At 63.3% G+C, this 17,052-nt stretch carries 20 protein-coding genes; 4 read left to right on the plus strand and 16 right to left on the minus strand.

Annotated features, from left to right (window positions below; genetic code table 11):
- From panB to KMZ29_RS16825, 11 genes are all read right to left on the minus strand, one after another.
- On the minus strand, positions 1–825 hold the full coding sequence (gene panB, locus KMZ29_RS16775) for a 3-methyl-2-oxobutanoate hydroxymethyltransferase (RefSeq protein ID WP_215620270.1): 825 nt from the start codon (positions 823–825) through the stop codon (positions 1–3).
- Position 826: 1 nt separating this feature from the next.
- On the minus strand, positions 827–1,411 hold the full coding sequence (locus KMZ29_RS16780; protein ID WP_215620271.1) for an NnrU family protein: 585 nt from the start codon (positions 1,409–1,411) through the stop codon (positions 827–829).
- A gap of 231 nt (positions 1,412–1,642) precedes the next feature.
- On the minus strand, positions 1,643–2,113 hold the full coding sequence (locus tag KMZ29_RS16785) for a GNAT family N-acetyltransferase (protein ID WP_215620272.1): 471 nt from the start codon (positions 2,111–2,113) through the stop codon (positions 1,643–1,645).
- Between the two features lie 245 nt (positions 2,114–2,358).
- The gene (locus KMZ29_RS16790; protein ID WP_215620273.1) at positions 2,359–3,978 is read right to left on the minus strand and encodes a peptide chain release factor 3; all 1,620 of its coding nucleotides are present in this window, start codon (positions 3,976–3,978) and stop codon (positions 2,359–2,361) included.
- Between the two features lie 106 nt (positions 3,979–4,084).
- Positions 4,085–5,092 (minus strand): inorganic phosphate transporter, encoded by a 1,008-nt coding sequence (locus KMZ29_RS16795; RefSeq protein WP_215620274.1) that lies wholly within the window; start codon positions 5,090–5,092, stop codon positions 4,085–4,087.
- 14 nt (positions 5,093–5,106) lie between these two features.
- Positions 5,107–5,751, minus strand: coding sequence for a DUF47 domain-containing protein (locus KMZ29_RS16800; RefSeq protein WP_215624310.1), 645 nt, complete (start codon positions 5,749–5,751; stop codon positions 5,107–5,109).
- A 158-nt stretch (positions 5,752–5,909) separates the two neighbouring features.
- The gene (locus KMZ29_RS16805; protein ID WP_215620275.1) at positions 5,910–6,869 is read right to left on the minus strand and encodes a branched-chain amino acid ABC transporter permease; all 960 of its coding nucleotides are present in this window, start codon (positions 6,867–6,869) and stop codon (positions 5,910–5,912) included.
- A 1-nt stretch (position 6,870) separates the two neighbouring features.
- The gene (locus KMZ29_RS16810; RefSeq protein WP_215620276.1) at positions 6,871–7,734 is read right to left on the minus strand and encodes a branched-chain amino acid ABC transporter permease; all 864 of its coding nucleotides are present in this window, start codon (positions 7,732–7,734) and stop codon (positions 6,871–6,873) included.
- 80 nt (positions 7,735–7,814) lie between these two features.
- On the minus strand, positions 7,815–9,035 hold the full coding sequence (locus KMZ29_RS16815; RefSeq protein ID WP_215620277.1) for an ABC transporter substrate-binding protein: 1,221 nt from the start codon (positions 9,033–9,035) through the stop codon (positions 7,815–7,817).
- Positions 9,036–9,068: 33 nt separating this feature from the next.
- Complete coding sequence (locus tag KMZ29_RS16820; protein ID WP_215620278.1) at positions 9,069–9,818, minus strand: ABC transporter ATP-binding protein; 750 nt, start codon at positions 9,816–9,818, stop codon at positions 9,069–9,071.
- On the minus strand, positions 9,811–10,566 hold the full coding sequence (locus KMZ29_RS16825) for an ABC transporter ATP-binding protein (RefSeq protein ID WP_215615914.1): 756 nt from the start codon (positions 10,564–10,566) through the stop codon (positions 9,811–9,813). The genes KMZ29_RS16820 and KMZ29_RS16825 overlap by 8 nt, the downstream gene beginning before the upstream one ends.
- 388 nt (positions 10,567–10,954) lie before the next feature.
- Between KMZ29_RS16825 and KMZ29_RS16830 the strand changes: the two genes are divergently transcribed.
- Entirely contained in the window at positions 10,955–11,557 is a 603-nt protein-coding gene (locus KMZ29_RS16830) for a PAS domain-containing protein (protein WP_215620279.1), read from the plus strand.
- Here the strand turns inward: KMZ29_RS16830 and KMZ29_RS16835 are convergent.
- Positions 11,554–11,931, minus strand: coding sequence for an ArsC family reductase (locus KMZ29_RS16835; RefSeq protein WP_215615912.1), 378 nt, complete (start codon positions 11,929–11,931; stop codon positions 11,554–11,556). The genes KMZ29_RS16830 and KMZ29_RS16835 overlap by 4 nt on opposite strands.
- A gap of 76 nt (positions 11,932–12,007) precedes the next feature.
- On the opposite strand from KMZ29_RS16835, the gene KMZ29_RS16840 reads away from it, so the two are divergent.
- Entirely contained in the window at positions 12,008–12,166 is a 159-nt protein-coding gene (locus KMZ29_RS16840; protein ID WP_215602306.1) for a DUF5993 family protein, read from the plus strand.
- 10 nt (positions 12,167–12,176) lie between these two features.
- Entirely contained in the window at positions 12,177–12,737 is a 561-nt protein-coding gene (locus KMZ29_RS16845) for a disulfide bond formation protein B (protein WP_215620280.1), read from the plus strand.
- A gap of 5 nt (positions 12,738–12,742) precedes the next feature.
- Here KMZ29_RS16845 and KMZ29_RS16850 read toward each other — a convergent pair whose 3' ends face one another.
- The gene (locus KMZ29_RS16850) at positions 12,743–13,447 is read right to left on the minus strand and encodes a glutathione S-transferase family protein (RefSeq protein ID WP_215620281.1); all 705 of its coding nucleotides are present in this window, start codon (positions 13,445–13,447) and stop codon (positions 12,743–12,745) included.
- Positions 13,448–13,527: 80 nt separating this feature from the next.
- On the opposite strand from KMZ29_RS16850, the gene KMZ29_RS16855 reads away from it, so the two are divergent.
- Positions 13,528–14,394: an SDR family oxidoreductase gene (locus tag KMZ29_RS16855; protein WP_215620282.1), complete on the plus strand. Its 867-nt coding sequence runs from the start codon at positions 13,528–13,530 to the stop codon at positions 14,392–14,394.
- Positions 14,395–14,398: 4 nt separating this feature from the next.
- Here KMZ29_RS16855 and KMZ29_RS16860 read toward each other — a convergent pair whose 3' ends face one another.
- The 3 genes from KMZ29_RS16860 to KMZ29_RS16870 all read right to left on the minus strand — a co-directional run bounded on the left by KMZ29_RS16860 (position 14,399) and on the right by KMZ29_RS16870 (position 17,049).
- Positions 14,399–15,613 (minus strand): MFS transporter, encoded by a 1,215-nt coding sequence (locus KMZ29_RS16860; protein ID WP_215620283.1) that lies wholly within the window; start codon positions 15,611–15,613, stop codon positions 14,399–14,401.
- Positions 15,614–15,766: 153 nt separating this feature from the next.
- Positions 15,767–16,459 carry a GNAT family N-acetyltransferase gene (locus KMZ29_RS16865; protein ID WP_215620284.1) on the minus strand — a complete coding sequence of 231 codons (693 nt, stop codon included), beginning with the start codon at positions 16,457–16,459 and terminating at the stop codon, positions 15,767–15,769.
- Positions 16,456–17,049: a hypothetical protein gene (locus KMZ29_RS16870; RefSeq protein ID WP_215620285.1), complete on the minus strand. Its 594-nt coding sequence runs from the start codon at positions 17,047–17,049 to the stop codon at positions 16,456–16,458. Before KMZ29_RS16870 ends, KMZ29_RS16865 begins: the two co-directional genes overlap by 4 nt.
- Between the last annotated feature and the right edge of the window lie 3 nt (positions 17,050–17,052).

Raw genomic sequence — 17,052 nt, forward strand, 5'->3', positions numbered from 1 at the left:
TCAGCTCTTGGCCTTCATGCCGTAGACGTGTTCCGGCCCCGGGAAGGCGCGCGAGCGTACATCGGTGGCATAGCCCTCGATCGCGGCTTCGATCATGGGACCGAGGTTGCCGTAGCGGCGGACGAATTTCGGCGCCCGCGGCGACAGCCCCAGCATGTCCTCCAGCACCAGCACCTGGCCGTCGCAGGCCGCGCTGGCGCCGATGCCGATGGTGGGAATGGCGATGGTCCCGGTGATCTTCCGCGCCAGCGGTTCGGCGACCGCCTCGATCACGACCGAGAAGGCGCCGGCCTCAGCGACCGCCAGTGCGTCGTTCTCGATCGGCTCCCAGCTGCCCTCCTCGCGGCCCTGGGCGCGAAACGAGCCGAGCGCGTTGATCGACTGCGGCGTCAGCCCGATATGGCCCATCACGGGGATGCCGCGCTCGACCAGAAATGCGATGGTCTCCGCCATCCGCGCGCCGCCTTCGAGTTTTACGGCGCCACAATGGGTCTCTTTCAAAATCCGCGCCGCGGAATGGAACGCCTGCTCCTTCGAGGCCTCGTAGGAGCCGAAGGGCATGTCGACCACGACCAGCGCGTGCTGCGAGCCGCGCATCACGGCACGGCCCTGCAGGATCATCATATCGAGCGTCACCGGCACCGTGGTCTCGAAACCGTGCATCACATTGCCCAGGGAATCGCCGACCAGGATGACGTCGCAATAGCGATCGACCAGGGCCGCGGTATGGGCGTGATACGAGGTCAGCATCACGATCGGCTCGCCGTTCTTGCGGGCGCGAATATCCGGCGCAGTTCTGCGCTTGATGGCGGACTGAACCGACATTCTAGGCTCCGACGACGGAAACGCGGATGACGACGGGATGGAAGGCGAAAGCCAGCGCCAGATAGGCGACAAATCCGACCGCCACCGCGATCAGGTCGTTGCCCATACCGCCCACCGGGATAGGCGGTCCGCCCGCATCGGTGCGACGCTTGAGCGAGATCCGGTCGAACACCGCCCATCCCAGGAACGCGCCGAACAGGATGATCGAACCGAGGTCGCCATTGGCCAGCAGGTGCGCCGCCGCCCACAGCTTGATGCCGGTCAGCATCGGATGCTTCAGCGTGGTGTAGATGCGGCCGCGGATGTAGGAGGCCACCACCAGAATGACGGCGGCCAGCATCAGCGCCGCCGCGACGTGTTTCATCGCCGTCGGCGGGGTCCAGACGTCGATCCAGCCGGTCGCGCGATACCTGGCAAACCCCAATACGATCAGGGCGAGGCCTGCGGCCGATAGAAGCGAATAGCCGATCTTGTAGCCGCCCTCGCCCGCAGACGCGATCAGCCGCGCCCGCAAGGTGCGCTGCGTGGTCAGCGTGTGGACGCCGAGGAACAGCACGAGACCCAGGATCATCACCGATAGTCCCATGACGTTTCCTCCGTTGCAGGACAGTTCTTGCAGGCGCAGCTTTCCGGCCTTTCGGGTACCACTTTAGGGGCTTGGGCCGCAATGCGCCAAAATCGCTTGCCGTCATTCCGGGATAGCCCGAAGGGCCAGACCTCCGATGTGCAGTCGCACATCGGGGAATCTCGCGACGTGTCCTGGCGATCGAGTTGAAACGCCGGCGCTATTGGATTTTGGCCCTCGGCGGTAAAGCGCTCACCCAGGATGCTCGGAAAGTTCCTTTTCCATGAATACGCTGAGCGGATCCTCTCGATAGTCACCGAACGGACCTCGCTGCCTGAAACCTGCGTGCTTGTAGAGACCAAGAGCGGCATGGCTCTCCACACCGGTTTCCAGCCGCAGGACCGCCACGTGCTCGCTCCGAGCCCTCGCTTCGAGTACCGCCAGTATGGCCTTGGAAACGCCCTGCCCCCGCGCGTCCGGTACGACCCACATGCGCTTCAGCTCAGCCCAGGGGCCATGCAGCACCAGCGCGCCGGTCGCGACCGCGCGCCCGCTACCGTTGCGAGCGACAAAGAACCGTACATTCGTCGAGCGCAGGGCGTCGAGAGGAAGATGGTGATTGCTTTCGGCCGGGTAGAGCTCTGCCGAATGCTCTTCGCCGTCCCGCAGGAGCTCAATGATCTCAGGTTGAGCTGGATCTTCAACGGCAATGTGCAGCGCCATGACGGTCGACGTGCTTGTTTCCATTGGCCAACAGAATACGACCCTCGCTCAGCTGTCCACCCCATAGGCAATTTTCCGACTGAGACAACGCACAGAGCAAAGCAGGCGGCATCAAGCCCGGCCCGCTCACATTCCCGCGTTCATGCCGACAGTTCAGTATTCCAGAGATACTGGCGATTAATCGAGAGGCCGCGGCGTACCGGGTCCCCCGGTCGAGGCGGGGGACGACAAAGGATGGGCTCGTCCTACGCCTTCTTCTTCACGTCCTTGACGCTGGAGAAGACGATGCCTTCGGCGCGTTCCCTGGTGTAGCCGAGATAGAATTCGTTCTTGGCCAGAAACACCGGATCGCCGTCGACGTCGTCGGCGACGCCGGAACCGTTGGCGGCAATGAAGGCGTCGAGCTTCTTGCGGTCGTCGGAGGAAATCCAGCGCGCCAGCTGGAACTCCGAGACCTCGAATTCGACCGGCAGCGAATATTCGGCGTCGAGCCGCGCCTTGAGCACGTCGAGCTGCAGCGGGCCGACCACGCCGACCAGCGCCGGCGCGCCGTCGCGGGGACGGAACACCTGGACCACGCCCTCCTCCGACATCTGCTGCAATGCCTCTTTCAGCTTCTTCGCCTTCATCGCGTCGGTGAGGCGGACGCGGCGGACGATTTCCGGCGCGAATGAGGGCACGCCGACGAAGGTAAGATCCTCGCCTTCGGTCAGGGTGTCGCCGATCCGCAGGGTGCCGTGATTGGGAATGCCGACGACGTCGCCGGCAAAGGCTTCGTCGGCCACCGAACGATCCTGCGCGAAGAAGAATTGCGGGCTGGACAGCGTCATGCTCTTGCCGGTGCGCACCAGCTTCGCTTTCATGCCGCGGGTCAGCTTGCCCGAGCACAGCCGCGCGAACGCGATGCGGTCGCGGTGGTTCGGATCCATATTGGCCTGGATCTTGAACACGAAGGCGCTCATGCGCGGCTCCGCCGCCTCGACCTTGCGCAGGTTGCTCTCCTGCGCGCGCGGTGGCGGCGCGAACTTGCCGAGGCCTTCGAGCAGATCGCCGACGCCGAAGTTGCGCAGCGCGCTGCCGAAATAGACCGGCGTCAGATGGCCCTCGCGGAACGCCTCGAGATCGAACGGCTTGCAGGCTTCCGACACCAGCTCGAGCTCGTCCTTGACCGCGCCGACGTCGAGATTTGGATTGCGGCCGGCGAGATCGGCGATGTCGATCTCGAGCGCAGCACCGGTCTTGGCGCCGCCACCTTCGAGCAGGCGAACGCCGCCGGTGGCGAGATCGTAGGTGCCGAGAAAATCGCGGCCGCGTCCGACCGGCCAGGTCATCGGCGTGGTGTCGAGCGCCAGCGTCTTTTCGATCTCGTCGAGCAGATCGAAGGTATCGCGGCTCTCGCGGTCCATCTTGTTGATGAAGGTGATGATCGGGATATCGCGCAGACGGCAGACCTCGAACAGCTTGCGCGTCCGTGCCTCGATGCCCTTGGCCGCATCGATCACCATGACCGCGGAATCGACCGCGGTCAGCGTGCGGTAGGTGTCTTCGGAGAAGTCTTCATGGCCCGGCGTGTCCAGAAGGTTGAACACCAGGCCCTCGAATTCGAAAGTCATCACCGAGGTCACGACCGAGATGCCGCGGTCGCGCTCGATCTTCATCCAGTCGGAACGGGTGTTGCGCCGTTCGCCCTTGGCCTTGACCTGGCCTGCCAGGTTGATGGCGCCGCCGAACAGCAGCAGTTTCTCGGTCAGCGTGGTCTTGCCGGCGTCCGGATGCGAAATGATCGCAAAGGTCCGGCGCCGCGCCACTTCGGTGGCAAGCGGCGAGCGGGACGGCGATTCGGCGGTGAGAGCAAGGTCGGACATGTTTTGCGTGCGTTTGGCAGGGAAACCGGGCCGGATCAAGCGGGATCGGCACACCCCAATATAGGAATTGCGCGGCGAAATCCCAATCAGGTGGCGCGGTTTTGGGTCATTTCGGCAGCAGCAACAGCGCCCAGTAGGCCAGCGCCGCCACCAGCGCCGCGGCCGGGATGGTGATGACCCAGGCATAGACGATCGAACTCGCCACGTTCCAGCGCACCGCCGAGACCCGCCGCGCGGCGCCGACGCCGACGATCGCGCCGGTGATGGTGTGGGTGGTCGAGACGGGAACCCCGAGCCAGGTCGCCATGAACAGCGTCGCGGCCCCGCCGGTCTCGGCGCAGAACCCCTGCATCGGCGTCAGCTTGGTGATCCGCAGGCCCATGGTGCGGACGATCCGCCAGCCGCCCATCAGGGTGCCCAGCGCCATCGCCGCCTGGCACGCCAGCACCACCCAGAACGGCACCGAGAATGTCGTCCCGAGATGCCCCTGCGAATAGAGCAGCACCGCGATGATGCCCATGGTCTTTTGCGCGTCGTTGCCGCCGTGTCCGAGCGAATACAGCGAGGCCGAAACGAATTGCAGGATGCGGAAGGCGCGGTCCACCGCGTACGGCGTCGAGCGCACCGAGGCCCAGGACACGATCGCGACCAGCACCAGCGCCAGCAGGAATCCGACCAGCGGCGACAACACGATCGCGAGCAAGGTCTTCGACAGCCCGCTCCAGACCGCGGCCGAAATGCCGGCCTTGGCCATGCCGCCGCCGACCAATCCGCCGATCAGAGCGTGCGAGCTGGAGGACGGGATTCCCAATCCCCAGGTGATCAGGTTCCAGACAATAGCACCTACCAATGCGGCGAATATCACCTGCGCGTCGATGACGCTGGGCGCGATGATCCCGGTGCCGATGGTGTTGGCGACATGCAGCCCGAACACCAGGAATGCGACGAAATTGAAAAACGCCGCCCACAGCACCGCATATTGCGGGCGCAGCACGCGGGTCGACACGATCGTCGCAATCGAGTTGGCGGCGTCGTGCAGCCCGTTGAGGAAGTCGAACAGCAGCGCGACTGCGATTAATCCGACCAGAATCGGAAGACCAAGCGTGGCGTCCACTGCGCGGCCCTGCCCTATACCTGTTCGATCACGATGCTGTTGATCTCGTTCGCAACGTCATCGAAGCGATCGGCGACTTTCTCCAGATGGTCGTAGATCTCGGCGCCGACGATGAAATCCATCGTGTTGGCGTTGCGGTGCTTGAGAAAAAGCTCCTTCAGCCCGATGTCGTGGAGGTCGTCGACCCGGCCCTCGAGCTTGGTCAGTTCCTCGGTGATGGCGGTCAGCATCGAGACGTTTTGGCCGATCGATTGCAGCAGCGGCAGCGCGCGTCCGACCAGATTGGCGCACTCCACCAGCAGCGTTCCCATCTCGCGCATCGGCGGCTCGAAGCTGCGGACCTCGAACAGGATGACCGTTTTGGCGGTCTGCTGCATCTGGTCGATGGCGTCGTCCATCGAGGTGATCAGGTTCTTGATGTCGCCGCGGTCGAACGGCGTGATGAAGGTCCGGCGCACCGCAGTGAGCACCTCGCGGGTGATGTTGTCGGCGTCATTCTCGAACTGGTTGACCCGCTGGCAGAACACCGGGGTTTCCTCGCCGCCGCGCAGCATGCCCTGCAGCGCCAGCGCGCCCTGCACCACGGTCTGGGAATGCCGGGCAAAAAGCTCGAAAAACCGTTCTTCCCTCGGAAGAAAGGCGCGGAACCAGCGCATCAGCATGGGTTATGTCCGTTGTCGCAGAAATGGCCGGCCCGGGGCGACCCGTCACACAGGTGTCATAAACCATTTTCCCGGGCAAGCGCCGCACGAGCGGCGGATGGAACCGGTTCATCCACCGCTTTGTGAGGGCTCAAAACGGCTCGAAAACGATCCGTTTACAGGGATCGCCGGAAGTAATGCGCGATCTCGCCGACCACGCCGCGGCGGAAGGTCAGCACGCAGACCACGAAGATCACGCCCTGGATCACCGTCACCCACTGCCCGAAACCGGCCAGATATTGCTGCATGGCGATGATGACGAAGGCGCCGACGACGGGACCGAACACGGTGCCGAGACCGCCGACCAGCGTCATCAGCACGATCTCGCCCGACATCGTCCAGTGCACGTCGGTCAGCGAAGCATTCTGCGCGACGAACACCTTGAGCGAACCGGCAAACCCCGCCAGCGTCCCGGACAGGATGTAGGCGAGCAGCTTGTACTGATCGGTCTTGTAGCCCAGCGAAATCGCGCGTGGCTCATTTTCGCGGATGGCCTTCAGCACCTCGCCGAACGGCGAGTTGATGGTGCGATAGATCAGCAGGAAACCGCCGAGGAAGCCGGCCAGGATGACGTAATAAAGCACCGTCGGCTTGGCGAGATTGAAAATTCCGAACAGGTAGCCCTGTGGAATGCCCTGGATGCCATCTTCGCCATGGGTGAACGGCGCTTGCAGATAGATAAAATACAATAGTTGCGACAGCGCCAGCGTGATCATCGAGAAGTAGATGCCCTGCCGCCTGATGGCGACGACGCCGGTAATGACACCGAGCCCGGCGGCGCCGACCACGATCCCCAGCTCAGGCGACAGGCCCCATACCTTCAGCGCATGCGCGGTGAAGTAGCCGGCGGTGCCGAGGAACATCGCGTGACCGAACGACAGCAGTCCGCCATAGCCGATCAAGAGGTTGAAGGCGCAGGCCAGGAGCGCAAAGCACAGCGCCTGCATGACGAAGAACGGATAGATGCCGGTCAGTGGCACCGCCGCCAGCAGCGCCGCCATCCCGGCGAACATGATCATCTCGTCGCGGATGGCGCGCGGGGTTACCGGTAAGGTGTCGTCGGTCAATGCGCTCATGTCAGGCCGCCCGTCCCGTCAGTCCCGTCGGCTTCACCAGCAGCACCAGCACCATCAGCACGAATACCACGGTGTTGGAGGCCTCGGGATAAAAGTACTTCGTCAGTCCCTCGATCACGCCGAGTGCAAAGCCGGTGATGATCGAGCCCATGATGGAACCCATGCCGCCGATCACCACCACCGCGAACACCACGATGATCAGATCGGCCCCCATCAACGGCCGCACCTGGTTGATCGGCGCCGACAGCACGCCGGCGAGCGCGGCAAGTCCGACGCCAAGCCCGTAGGTCAGCGTGATCATCCTGGGCACGTTGATGCCGAAGGCCCGCACCAGCGTCGGATTTTCGGTGGCCGCGCGCAGATTGGCGCCGAGCCGGGTCCGCTCGATCAGATACCAGGTGGCAATGCAGACCACGAGCGAGAACACCACCACCCAGCCGCGGTAGATCGGCAGGAACATGAAGCCGAGATTCATGCCGCCCCTCAGCTCATCGGGGATCGCATAGGGCAGCCCCGAGGAACCGAAATAATTCTGGAAGACGCCCTGCACGATCAGCGCGATTCCGAACGTCAGCAACAGCCCGTAGAGATGATCGAGCCCGGACAGCCATTGCAGCATCGTCCGTTCCAGGATCATGCCGAAAATGCCGACCGCGATCGGCGCGACGATCAGCGCCGGCCAGTAGCCGACGCCCGCCACGTTGAGCAGGAAATAGGCGCAGAACGCGCCCATCATGTAGACCGCGCCGTGCGCGAAATTGATGATGTTGAGCATGCCGAAGATCACGGCGAGCCCAAGGCTCAACAGCGCGTAGAACGAGCCGTTGATCAGTCCCACCAGAAGCTGCGCGTAGAGAGCCTGCATCGATCGATCTTTCGAAACTCAATCTTCTGTAAACACCGGGCGAAAACCCGCCGGCGCCAGGCGCCGGCGGGCAGCCATTGTTACTTCTTTACCAGCGGACATTCGCTTTCCGAAAGCGGCCGGAAAGCCTGCTCTCCGGGGGTCGTCCCGATCAGCTTGTAATAGTCCCAGGGCCCCTTGGATTCGGCGGGCTTCTTGACCTCGAACAGATAGGCCGGGTGAATCTTGCGGCCGTCCGCGCGGATCGTGCCCTTGCCGAACAGCGGATCGTCGGTCGGCATCGACTTCATCTTCTCGACGACCTTGATGCCGTCATGCGGATTGCCACCCATCGCTTCGACTGTCTTGAAGTAATGGATCAGGCCCGAATAGACGCCGGCCTGGATCATCGACGGCATCGCCTTGTTCTTCATGCGCTCGGAAAAGCGCTTCGAAAACGCCCGGGTCCCGTCATTGAGGTCCCAGTAGAACGTTTCCGTGAAGTTCAGCCCCTGCGCCACTTTCAGACCGAGCGAGTGAACGTCGTTGATGAACAGCAAGAGACCGGCGAGTTTCTGGCCGCCCGCGACGATGCCGAATTCCGACGCCTGCTTGATGGTGTTGGTGGTGTCGCCGCCGGCATTGGCCATGCCGATGATCTTGGCTTTGGACGCCTGCGCCTGCAGCAGGAACGAGGAGAAGTCCGACGAATTCAGGGGATGCCTGACGGTGCCCAGCACCTTGCCGCCCGACTTCACCACCACCGCGGCGGTGTCGCGCTCCAGCGCGTGACCGAACGCATAGTCAGCGGTGAGGAAGTACCAGGTGTCGCCGCCGGCCTTCACCAGCGCCTGACCGGTGCTGTTGGCGAGCATGTAGGTGTCGTAAACCCAATGAATCGTGTTCGGCGAGCATTTGGTATTGGTGAGATCCGACGACGCCGCGCCGGTGTTGATCATGATGACGTTCTTTTCCTTCACCAGGTTGCTGACCGCCAGCGCGACGCCGGAGTTCAGCACGTCCATGAAGATGTCGACCTTGTCGACGTCGATCCACTGCCGCGCGGTGTTGGTGCCGATGTCGGGCTTGTTCTGATGGTCGGCGGAAACGATGTCGATCTTCCAGCCCTTGGCCGCGAGGCCGGAGTCCTCAACCGCCATCTGGGCGGCCAACGTGGACCCTGCGCCGCCGATATCGGAGTACAGACCCGAATTATCGGTAAGCACGCCGATCTTGATGGTCTTGTCCTGCGCCAAAGCAGCGCCACTTGCGCCAAGCGCCAGTGCGGTACCAAGCAAAACTGCCGAGATTCTATGTTTCATATCTTCTCCGTTGGATCGTGCTTGAGAGGTCGTTCAGACGCCGAGATAGGTGTGAAGCTTGTCCATGTTGGCTTGCAGATCGGAGTTTGCGAAACCGTCGATCACCTTGCCGTGCTCGACGATGTAGTAACGGTCCGCGACGGTCGCTGCGAACCGGAAGTTCTGTTCGACCAGAAGGATCGTGAAACCCTCCTTCTTGAGGCGCGCGATGGTATGGCCGATCTGCTGGATGATGACCGGTGCCAGTCCCTCGGTCGGCTCGTCCAGCATCAGGAACCGTGCGCCGGTGCGCAGGATTCGCGCGATTGCCAGCATCTGCTGCTCGCCGCCGGACAATTTTGTGCCCTGGCTGTTGAGCCGCTCCTTGAGATTGGGAAACAGGTCGAAGATCTGGTCCAGCGACAACCCGCCCGGGCGCACCACCGGCGGCAGCAGCAGGTTTTCGCGCACATCGAGGCTAGCGAAGATTCCGCGCTCCTCGGGGCAGAAGGCGACCCCCATGCGCGCGATCTTGTCCGACGATGCCCGGATGATCTCCTGATCGCCGAAGCGGATCGAGCCGGTGCGCTTGCCGATGATCCCCATCACCGATTTCAGCGTCGTGGTCTTGCCCGCGCCGTTGCGCCCGAGCAGCGTAACCACCTCGCCGGCGTTGACGTTGAAATTGATGCCGTGAAGGATGTGGGATTCGCCGTACCAGGCTTCGAGATTCTGCACCAACAGCACCGGCGCGCCCGCGCCGGACTTGGTCGCGGCGGCATCGGCCATCTTCAAATCAGCCATGACCGGCCCCCAGATACGCTTCCTTGACGCGCTCGTCCTTGGTGAGCTCGGCATAATTGCCTTCCGCCAGCACCTGCCCGCGCGTCAGCACCGTGATGATGTCGGAAAGGTTGGCGACGACGCTGAGGTTATGTTCGACCATCAGGATGGTGTATTTCGCCGAGATCCGCTTGATCAAGGCGGCGATCTTGTCGATGTCCTCGTGTCCCATGCCCGCCATCGGCTCGTCGAGCAGCATCATTTCCGGATCGAGCGCCAGCGTGGTCGCAATCTCGAGCGCGCGCTTGCGCCCATAGGGCATCTCGACCGCGGGCGTGGCGGCGAACTCACTGAGGCCGACATCGTCGAGCAATTCGTGGGCACGGCCGTTGAAACGGTCGAGCACCGATTTGGAACGCCAGAAATCGAAGGACTGCCCGTGCTGGCGCTGCAGCGCGACCCGCACATTTTCAAGCGCGGTGAGGTGCGGGAACACCGCTGAAATCTGGAACGATCGGACCAAGCCGAGGCGCGCGACATCGGCCGGCGCCATCGCCGTAATATCCTGTCCCTTATACAGAATCTGGCCCGCTGACGGCTTCAGGAACTTGGTCAGAAGATTAAAGCACGTCGTCTTGCCGGCCCCGTTCGGACCGATCAACGCATGAATGCTGCCACGGCGGACCCTGAGATCGACATCGCGAACGGCAAAGAACCCCGCGAATTCCTTGGTCAATCCGTGGGTTTCGAGAATGAACTCATCGGCCAATCAAATTTCCCCCAACAGCCTACGTCGCGAATGCCACCGCGCGTGACCGAATTCCTGCTAACCGGCAGGTTCTCCTGAGGGCGCCCCGAGGGCGCCCCGGAAGATCCCGTCCCGGACCTGCCGCCTCCGGCCGGAATATGCCGTCAACGGCCCGGTTTGCGCAAGGTGGAAAGCTGCCATGCGCGGCGAGCAGAAACCGGCTCCGGCTGTGCCATTAGTCGAATTATCGGCGGATTGGAATAGCCGGCCGGCCGAGGCCTTCGGCCTCCCCTTCAATCCGTGCGGAAAGCAAGCGTTAACGGAGTTCTGACACGATCCGGTGGCTTCATCAAAAATTGCCCGTCGGCTCGATAGTTTGTTGCTTTGTATTCAAGATCGGATTGCAGCCGTGGAATTTGAAAGCGCCAACCCGTCGGTCGTTAAATCGATCAAGCAGCGGGACCTGCTGAACACCTGGCTGCGGCTTTTTGCCCGCGAACGGTTGTTGCCGCGCATCGAGGAATACCAGCCGGCTCGGATCGAGGACGAACTTCCGGACCTCGTGTTTTTTACAGTGGATACCGCCAGCTGGCCGCCGCGCCTGACCATCGAGAGCGACGGCACGCGGATGTCGAGCGCCTATGGCCACACCGGCAAGGGCCGGCTTCTCGACGAATATCTCGGCGCCAGACTCGCGCCCATGATGATGCCGGTCTATTACGAATGCATCGCCCGCCGCCTCCCCGTCTACACAATTGCCAACATCGACGATGTCTATGGACGAATCGTCGCCTATGAGCGGCTGCTGCTGCCGTTCTCGAACGGCGACAATGTCAGCCATGTGATCGCCTCGCTGAAGACCATCAGCGAAGACGGCAACTTCGAGATCAAGAATCTGATGCGCGGCAACGACTCGCTGCCGACGCCGAAACTCCGTGCGGTCATCGATCGCGATCTCTTCCATCGCGCACCCGGCCGTATTCCGGCCGGCGACCAGATCGAATTCAGCTAGGCCTTTCGCGCCCGCGATCCGCCCGACGGCTTGACTTCCCTGGCATAGGTTTCCGGCTTGAAGCCCACCAGCAATTTGCCGCCGAGATCGAGCACCGGCCGCTTGATCATCGAGGGCTGCGCCAGCATCAGCGCCAGCGCCTTGCGCTCGTTCAGCCCTTCTTTGTCGCTATCGGGCAATTTGCGAAACGTGGTGCCGGCGCGGTTGAGCAGAGCTTCCCAGCCGAGCTCGTCGCTCCAGCTTTTCAATTTGTCCTTGGCGATGCCCGCGGTCTTGTAGTCGTGGAATCCATGCGTGACGCCATGACTGTCGAGCCAGGCGCGGGCTTTCTTCATGGTGTCGCAGTTCTTGATGCCGTAGATGGTGATGGGCATTCTGATCCATTCCGGAATGGTGCGGTTCGATCGTCCATTATAGGGTATTGCAGGCTTCCTTGCATCCGGGGCGAACATGGAATTCACCGCGCTTTTTCTGGCCGTCGCGATCGTCATGGTCGTCGCCTGGCGAGGTCCACGGCCGCTGGCGCTGGCATTATTCGCGGCGGTGCTTGCAGCCTCTGTCGCGACCTATCTGCATCATGCGACCGACACCTTGAAACTGTCGTTCTGAGGCGCCGTGCATGACGCGATCATTGGCCGTCACTCTCAATGCGCTCGGCCTCTACGCCGTGGCGCTGGTGCTGACGGCGGCGTTTGCCGCGCAGCTCCTGCTGCATGAACTGCCCTGCCCGCTGTGCCTGCTCCAGCGCATCCAGTTCGCGGCGCTCGCCGTCGGTCCGATCCTGAACGTCCGCTTTGGACCGCGCCCCAGCCACTACGCCCTATCGTTGTTTGCCGCCGCCGCGGGCTTTGCTTTTTCGACACGCCAGGTGCTGCTGCACATCATGCCCGGCGACGCCGGCTACGGCACGGCGCTGCTCGGCTATCACTACTATACCCTTGCCTTGATCGGCTTCGCCGTGGCCATCGTCCTGATCGCGGTCATCCTGTTGTTCGACCGTCAGTTCGAACGGGATGGCGCAGAGGTGCAGCCTGTCGCACCCGGTCCTTTCGCGACGGTGGCGGTGTGGTTGGTGATCGCCTTGACGGCCCTGAATGTCGCCTCGACTCTGCTGGAATGCGGTTTCGGGGCTTGCGCCGACAATCCGCTGGATTACGAACTACTCAAGCGCGGGGCGTGAGGCGTTCACAGCCGCTTCGGAATCTCGAGCCCGCGCTGCACCGCCGGCCGCGCCAGACCGCGATCGAGCCAGGCCGAGACGTTGCCAAAATCATCGAACCCGACCAGCTCGCGCGCGCCGTAGAAGCCGATCAGGTTGCGCACCCAGCCGAGCATCGAGATGTCGGCGATGGTGTAGTCGTCGTCCATGAACCATGACCGGCCGGCCAGCCGCGTCTCCATCACGCCGAGCAGGCGTTTGGACTCCGCGACATAGCGCTCCAGCGGCCGCTTGTCGGCAAAATCCTTGCCGGCGAATTTGTGGAAGAATCCGACCTGGCCGAACATCGGCCCGATCCCGCCCATCTGGAAGTGGACCCACTGGATGGTTTCCCAGCGGCGCGCGGCGTCGGCCGGCAACAGCTTGCCGGTCTTCTCGGCGAGATAGTGCAGGATCGCGCCGGATTCGAACAGGCCGAGCGGTTGGCCGCCGGGTCCGTCCGGATCGAGGATCGCGGGAATCTTGCCGTTCGGGTTCAGCGAGAGAAACTCCAGCGTCTTCTGGTCGTCCTTGTTGAAGTCGACCAGATGCGCTTCATAAGCGAGCCCGATCTCCTCCAGCATGATGGAAACCTTGACGCCGTTCGGCGTCGGCAGCGAATAGAGTTGGAGACGGTCGGGATATTTGGCGGGCCAGCGTTTGGTGATCGTAAAGGCGGAAAGATCGGACATCACAACTCGTTCTTTGCTTCGACTCTATTGCGTGGCTACTGTACGGGGACTGCCTGACGTGACAAGGGCCGGCGCCATCGATGGATGACCAAGCGAACGCAAAACCCGGCCTGACCGACGCGGAGCTTGCGGTGCATCCGACGATTTACGCACCCGATGCGCTCAAGGGTCAGGTCGCGGTCGTGTCCGGCGGATCGGGCGGCATCGGCCGCGCGATCGCCTGGCTGTTGGCGCGGCTGGGCGCGCATGTCGTCATTGTCGGGCGCGATCAGCACAAGCTCGACATCCTTGCCGGCCAATTGGCCGGCCGCGGTTTGAAGGCCTCCGCGCATGCCGCCGACATCCGGGAACCGGACGCGGTCGACGCGCTGTTCGACAAGGTCTGGGCCGCGCATGGCCGCATCGACAGCCTCGTCAACAGCGCCGGCGGCCAGTTTCCGCAACCCGCGATCGATTTCTCGGTGAAAGGCTGGAACACGGTCATCAACACCAACCTCAACGGCACCTGGTACATGATGCAGGCCGCGGCAAAACGCTGGCGCGACCACGGACATCCCGGCAGCATCGTCAACATCGTGGTGGTCACCACCCACGGGCTCTACGGCATTGCGCATTCGGTCGCGGCGCGCGCCGGCGTGATCGGCCTGTCGCGCGCCGTCGCGGTCGAATGGGCGCCGCTGAACGTCCGCGTCAATTGCGTAGCCCCCGGCGTGATCGAGACCGAGGGCTGGAACGTCTACACGCCGGAGGCCCGCGCCGCCTACCCGCGCTCCAATCCGATGATGCGCGCGGGCTCGCCGTGGGACATCGCGGAAGCGTGCGTCTACCTCGCCGGGCCGTCGGGACGGTTCGTCACCGGCGAGACGCTGACGGTCGACGGCGGCGGGCAGTTGTGGGGCGAGACCTGGACGACGGGGAAGCCGGATTATTTTGGCGGCGACCATTGACGGATCACGCGGGCGCGGGCGCGGCCTGCGCTTTTGGAAAGGGCCGGAAACTCAAGGCCATCAGGAACGCACCGATGCCCATGCCCCAGGCGCCGATATAGAGCCAAGCGTAGCTGGCGAAGGTGTCGTAGATCAAGCCGCCGGCGATCGGTCCCGTGGCCATGCCGAGACTGCCCGCCATCGCAATGCCGCCGATCACGGTGCCCATCATCTTCAACGGGAAATTTTCCCGCGCCAGCACCGCATAGAGCGGCATGACGCCGGCATAGATGAAGCCGAACAGCGCCGCCACGGCATAGAACGCGGCCAGTTCGCGCACGAACACATAGGCCAGCGCGCCGAATGCCTGCACCAGCAGTCCCGTGACGAGCACGCGCTTGGCCCCGAACCTGTCGCCGAGCAGGCCGAACGCCACGCGGCCGCCGAGGCCGGCGAGCCCTTCCACGCTGTAGATCGAAACCGCGGCCAGCATCGGGATGCCGCAGCTGATGGCATAGCTCACGGTATGGATGATCGGTCCCGAATGCGTGGCGCAGCAGAAGAAATTCGTCGCGAGCAGGATGACGAATTGCGGCGAGCGCACCGCTTCGCCCAGCGACATCTCGGCCGACGGCGCGCCGGTTTCGGATGCAGGTGCGTTTCCGCCCGCGAGCGCCGGCGCGCGCCGCACCAGCAGCGATACCGGGATCATGATGGCGGCGACGATGACGGCAACGATTTGCATCGTGGTTCGCCAGTCGTGGAAGGAGACGAGCCATGCCACGAGCGGCGACATGGTCATGGGCGCCATCCCCATGCCGGCCGACACCAGCGACACCGCAAGGCCACGATGGGTATCGAACCAGCCGGCGACGCACGCCATCAACGGCACGAAGATCGCAGCGGTTGCGCCACCCACCAGCAGCCCGAAAAGGAGTTGAAACTCGATCAGCGAGGTGGCGCGGCTCGCCAGCGCCAGGCTTGCCGCGATGACGATCGAGCCCGTCAGCACCACCGGGCGCGGCCCCACGCGGTCGGACAGCGTGCCCCAGATTATGCTGGCGAAGGCCATCGCGAGGAAGCCGATCGTCATGGCGCTGGATACGCCGGCGACCGACCAGCCGGTATCCCGCGTGATCGGCTGAAGCAAAACCGGCAATGAAAACATGCCGCCGATCGCGATACAGCCCAGCACGCCGCCGGCTGCGACGATGACCCAGCGATAGCGAGAATTGCTCATCCCATATCTCCCGTTCGAGTTCTCTGCGCACAGGACGAATGAGGAGGTGCAAATGGCGACACGCTTGCCTTGCGTGCGGCGTCACTTCTTTGTGAGCGTCCCGGCCGCACCGGGCGGCGTCGAGCCGCCCGGCCTGCGGTCTCAGCCGGCCGTTCACTTTCGCCGATGCAACACGGTGACGTGGAAACGGCGGCGGATTTCCACCCCCTGCCGCCGGTACAGCGCGATGGCCGAGGTGTTGTTCGTGAATACGTGCAGGAACGGAAGCTCTCCCCGCGCCAGGATCTGGCGGGAAATCTCGCCAAGCAGAGCTTGCCCGTAACCTCGGCCGCGGTGCGATGGGTGCACGCAGACGGCCGTGATCTCGGTGTAGTTGGCGGGCTTCATTCGCTCGCCGGCCATCGCAACCAGCCGACCATCGATCCGGATCCCGAGAAAGATTCCCAGCTCATGCGCTCGCGCGCTGAAGGGACCGGGTTTTGTCAATTCGGTCAACGCGAGCATCTCAGGAACGTCATCGGCCCCGAGTGTGACGATTTCCACGCCGCGGATCGAAGCTTCCGCGAGCGTCCCGATCATCTGCTCTCCGGTCTCGGCGAGCAGAACCTTGAACTCGGCGGGCGGGGTCACGGGGTCGGGCGTAAACAGCACGGCCATGTCGGATTTCGACATCAGCGCGTGAAGCGCCGCAAAGCTCTGCGGTGACATGTCCACCATTGCCGCAAACGGCGCGATCGCCGGAGGATAGCGCCGCGCCAGCGCGCCGCCTTCCGCCAGGGCCTGCTGCCGGGTCGTCAATGCGGTCCAGATCGGATGATCGAGCGGATGGGCTGACGTCGGCCTCATGGTTGCCGCGCTTCGATCGACGGCAGTTCGAGGGCGGAGCGCAGTACACCGGAACCCCGCCGATACAGCATCGCCTCGGCCGCCGAAGCCAAAAGGTCGGCACGCGGGACGAAATCCGCAATTTGCTTGTTGAAGGGAATGGCGCCGCAGCCGGCAATGAAACAGGGAGGTTTCCGCTTCGGACATTGGTTGAACGAGCACAGCCGGCCGAGGTAGCGGTCGCTTTGCGGCTCGAACAGGAACACGTCGACCTGGTGGTTCGCGACACTGATTCCGACGCCGCTCTCAAAGGCATCGCGCAATGCGCGGTCGCGCGCCCGTCGCAACTCGCCGAGGCGGTGCAGCGAGTCGATCCACAGCGCCAGATCGAGGTCGCCGCATTCATGCCAGATCTCGACGCGCTGTTTCCGGAACTCGCTGAATCTCGGAACCTCCTTCCACAGCGGCTTTGCCACCGAGCCTATGACCGCAATCGCCTCAACCTCCGGAAACACCATCCAGCACTTTGTCACGACGTCAGCAGCCACTCGAAACTCGCGCTGCTGTCTCACCATACGATTGTTTTCCTCTTCTATTTTGGCGCGCCGCATCCA

The sequence above is a fragment of the Bradyrhizobium sediminis genome, from assembly GCF_018736085.1.
GTDB lineage: Bacteria > Pseudomonadota > Alphaproteobacteria > Rhizobiales > Xanthobacteraceae > Bradyrhizobium > Bradyrhizobium sediminis.

What these genes read in the sequence shown, in the direction of transcription:
- panB (WP_215620270.1), bottom strand. Translation starts at nt 825, where the DNA reads ATGTCGGTTCAGTCCGCCATCAAGCGCAGAACTGCGCCGGATATTCGC.
- KMZ29_RS16780 (WP_215620271.1), bottom strand. Translation starts at nt 1,411, where the DNA reads ATGGGACTATCGGTGATGATCCTGGGTCTCGTGCTGTTCCTCGGCGTC.
- KMZ29_RS16785 (WP_215620272.1), bottom strand. Translation starts at nt 2,113, where the DNA reads ATGGCGCTGCACATTGCCGTTGAAGATCCAGCTCAACCTGAGATCATT.
- KMZ29_RS16790 (WP_215620273.1), bottom strand. Translation starts at nt 3,978, where the DNA reads ATGTCCGACCTTGCTCTCACCGCCGAATCGCCGTCCCGCTCGCCGCTT.
- KMZ29_RS16805 (WP_215620275.1), bottom strand. Translation starts at nt 6,869, where the DNA reads ATGAGCGCATTGACCGACGACACCTTACCGGTAACCCCGCGCGCCATC.
- KMZ29_RS16810 (WP_215620276.1), bottom strand. Translation starts at nt 7,734, where the DNA reads ATGCAGGCTCTCTACGCGCAGCTTCTGGTGGGACTGATCAACGGCTCG.
- KMZ29_RS16815 (WP_215620277.1), bottom strand. Translation starts at nt 9,035, where the DNA reads ATGAAACATAGAATCTCGGCAGTTTTGCTTGGTACCGCACTGGCGCTT.
- KMZ29_RS16820 (WP_215620278.1), bottom strand. Translation starts at nt 9,818, where the DNA reads ATGGCTGATTTGAAGATGGCCGATGCCGCCGCGACCAAGTCCGGCGCG.
- KMZ29_RS16835 (WP_215615912.1), bottom strand. Translation starts at nt 11,931, where the DNA reads ATGCCCATCACCATCTACGGCATCAAGAACTGCGACACCATGAAGAAA.
- KMZ29_RS16840 (WP_215602306.1), top strand. Translation starts at nt 12,008, where the DNA reads ATGGAATTCACCGCGCTTTTTCTGGCCGTCGCGATCGTCATGGTCGTC.
- KMZ29_RS16845 (WP_215620280.1), top strand. Translation starts at nt 12,177, where the DNA reads ATGACGCGATCATTGGCCGTCACTCTCAATGCGCTCGGCCTCTACGCC.
- KMZ29_RS16850 (WP_215620281.1), bottom strand. Translation starts at nt 13,447, where the DNA reads ATGTCCGATCTTTCCGCCTTTACGATCACCAAACGCTGGCCCGCCAAA.
- KMZ29_RS16855 (WP_215620282.1), top strand. Translation starts at nt 13,528, where the DNA reads ATGGATGACCAAGCGAACGCAAAACCCGGCCTGACCGACGCGGAGCTT.
- KMZ29_RS16860 (WP_215620283.1), bottom strand. Translation starts at nt 15,613, where the DNA reads ATGAGCAATTCTCGCTATCGCTGGGTCATCGTCGCAGCCGGCGGCGTG.
- KMZ29_RS16865 (WP_215620284.1), bottom strand. Translation starts at nt 16,459, where the DNA reads ATGAGGCCGACGTCAGCCCATCCGCTCGATCATCCGATCTGGACCGCA.
- KMZ29_RS16870 (WP_215620285.1), bottom strand. Translation starts at nt 17,049, where the DNA reads ATGCGGCGCGCCAAAATAGAAGAGGAAAACAATCGTATGGTGAGACAG.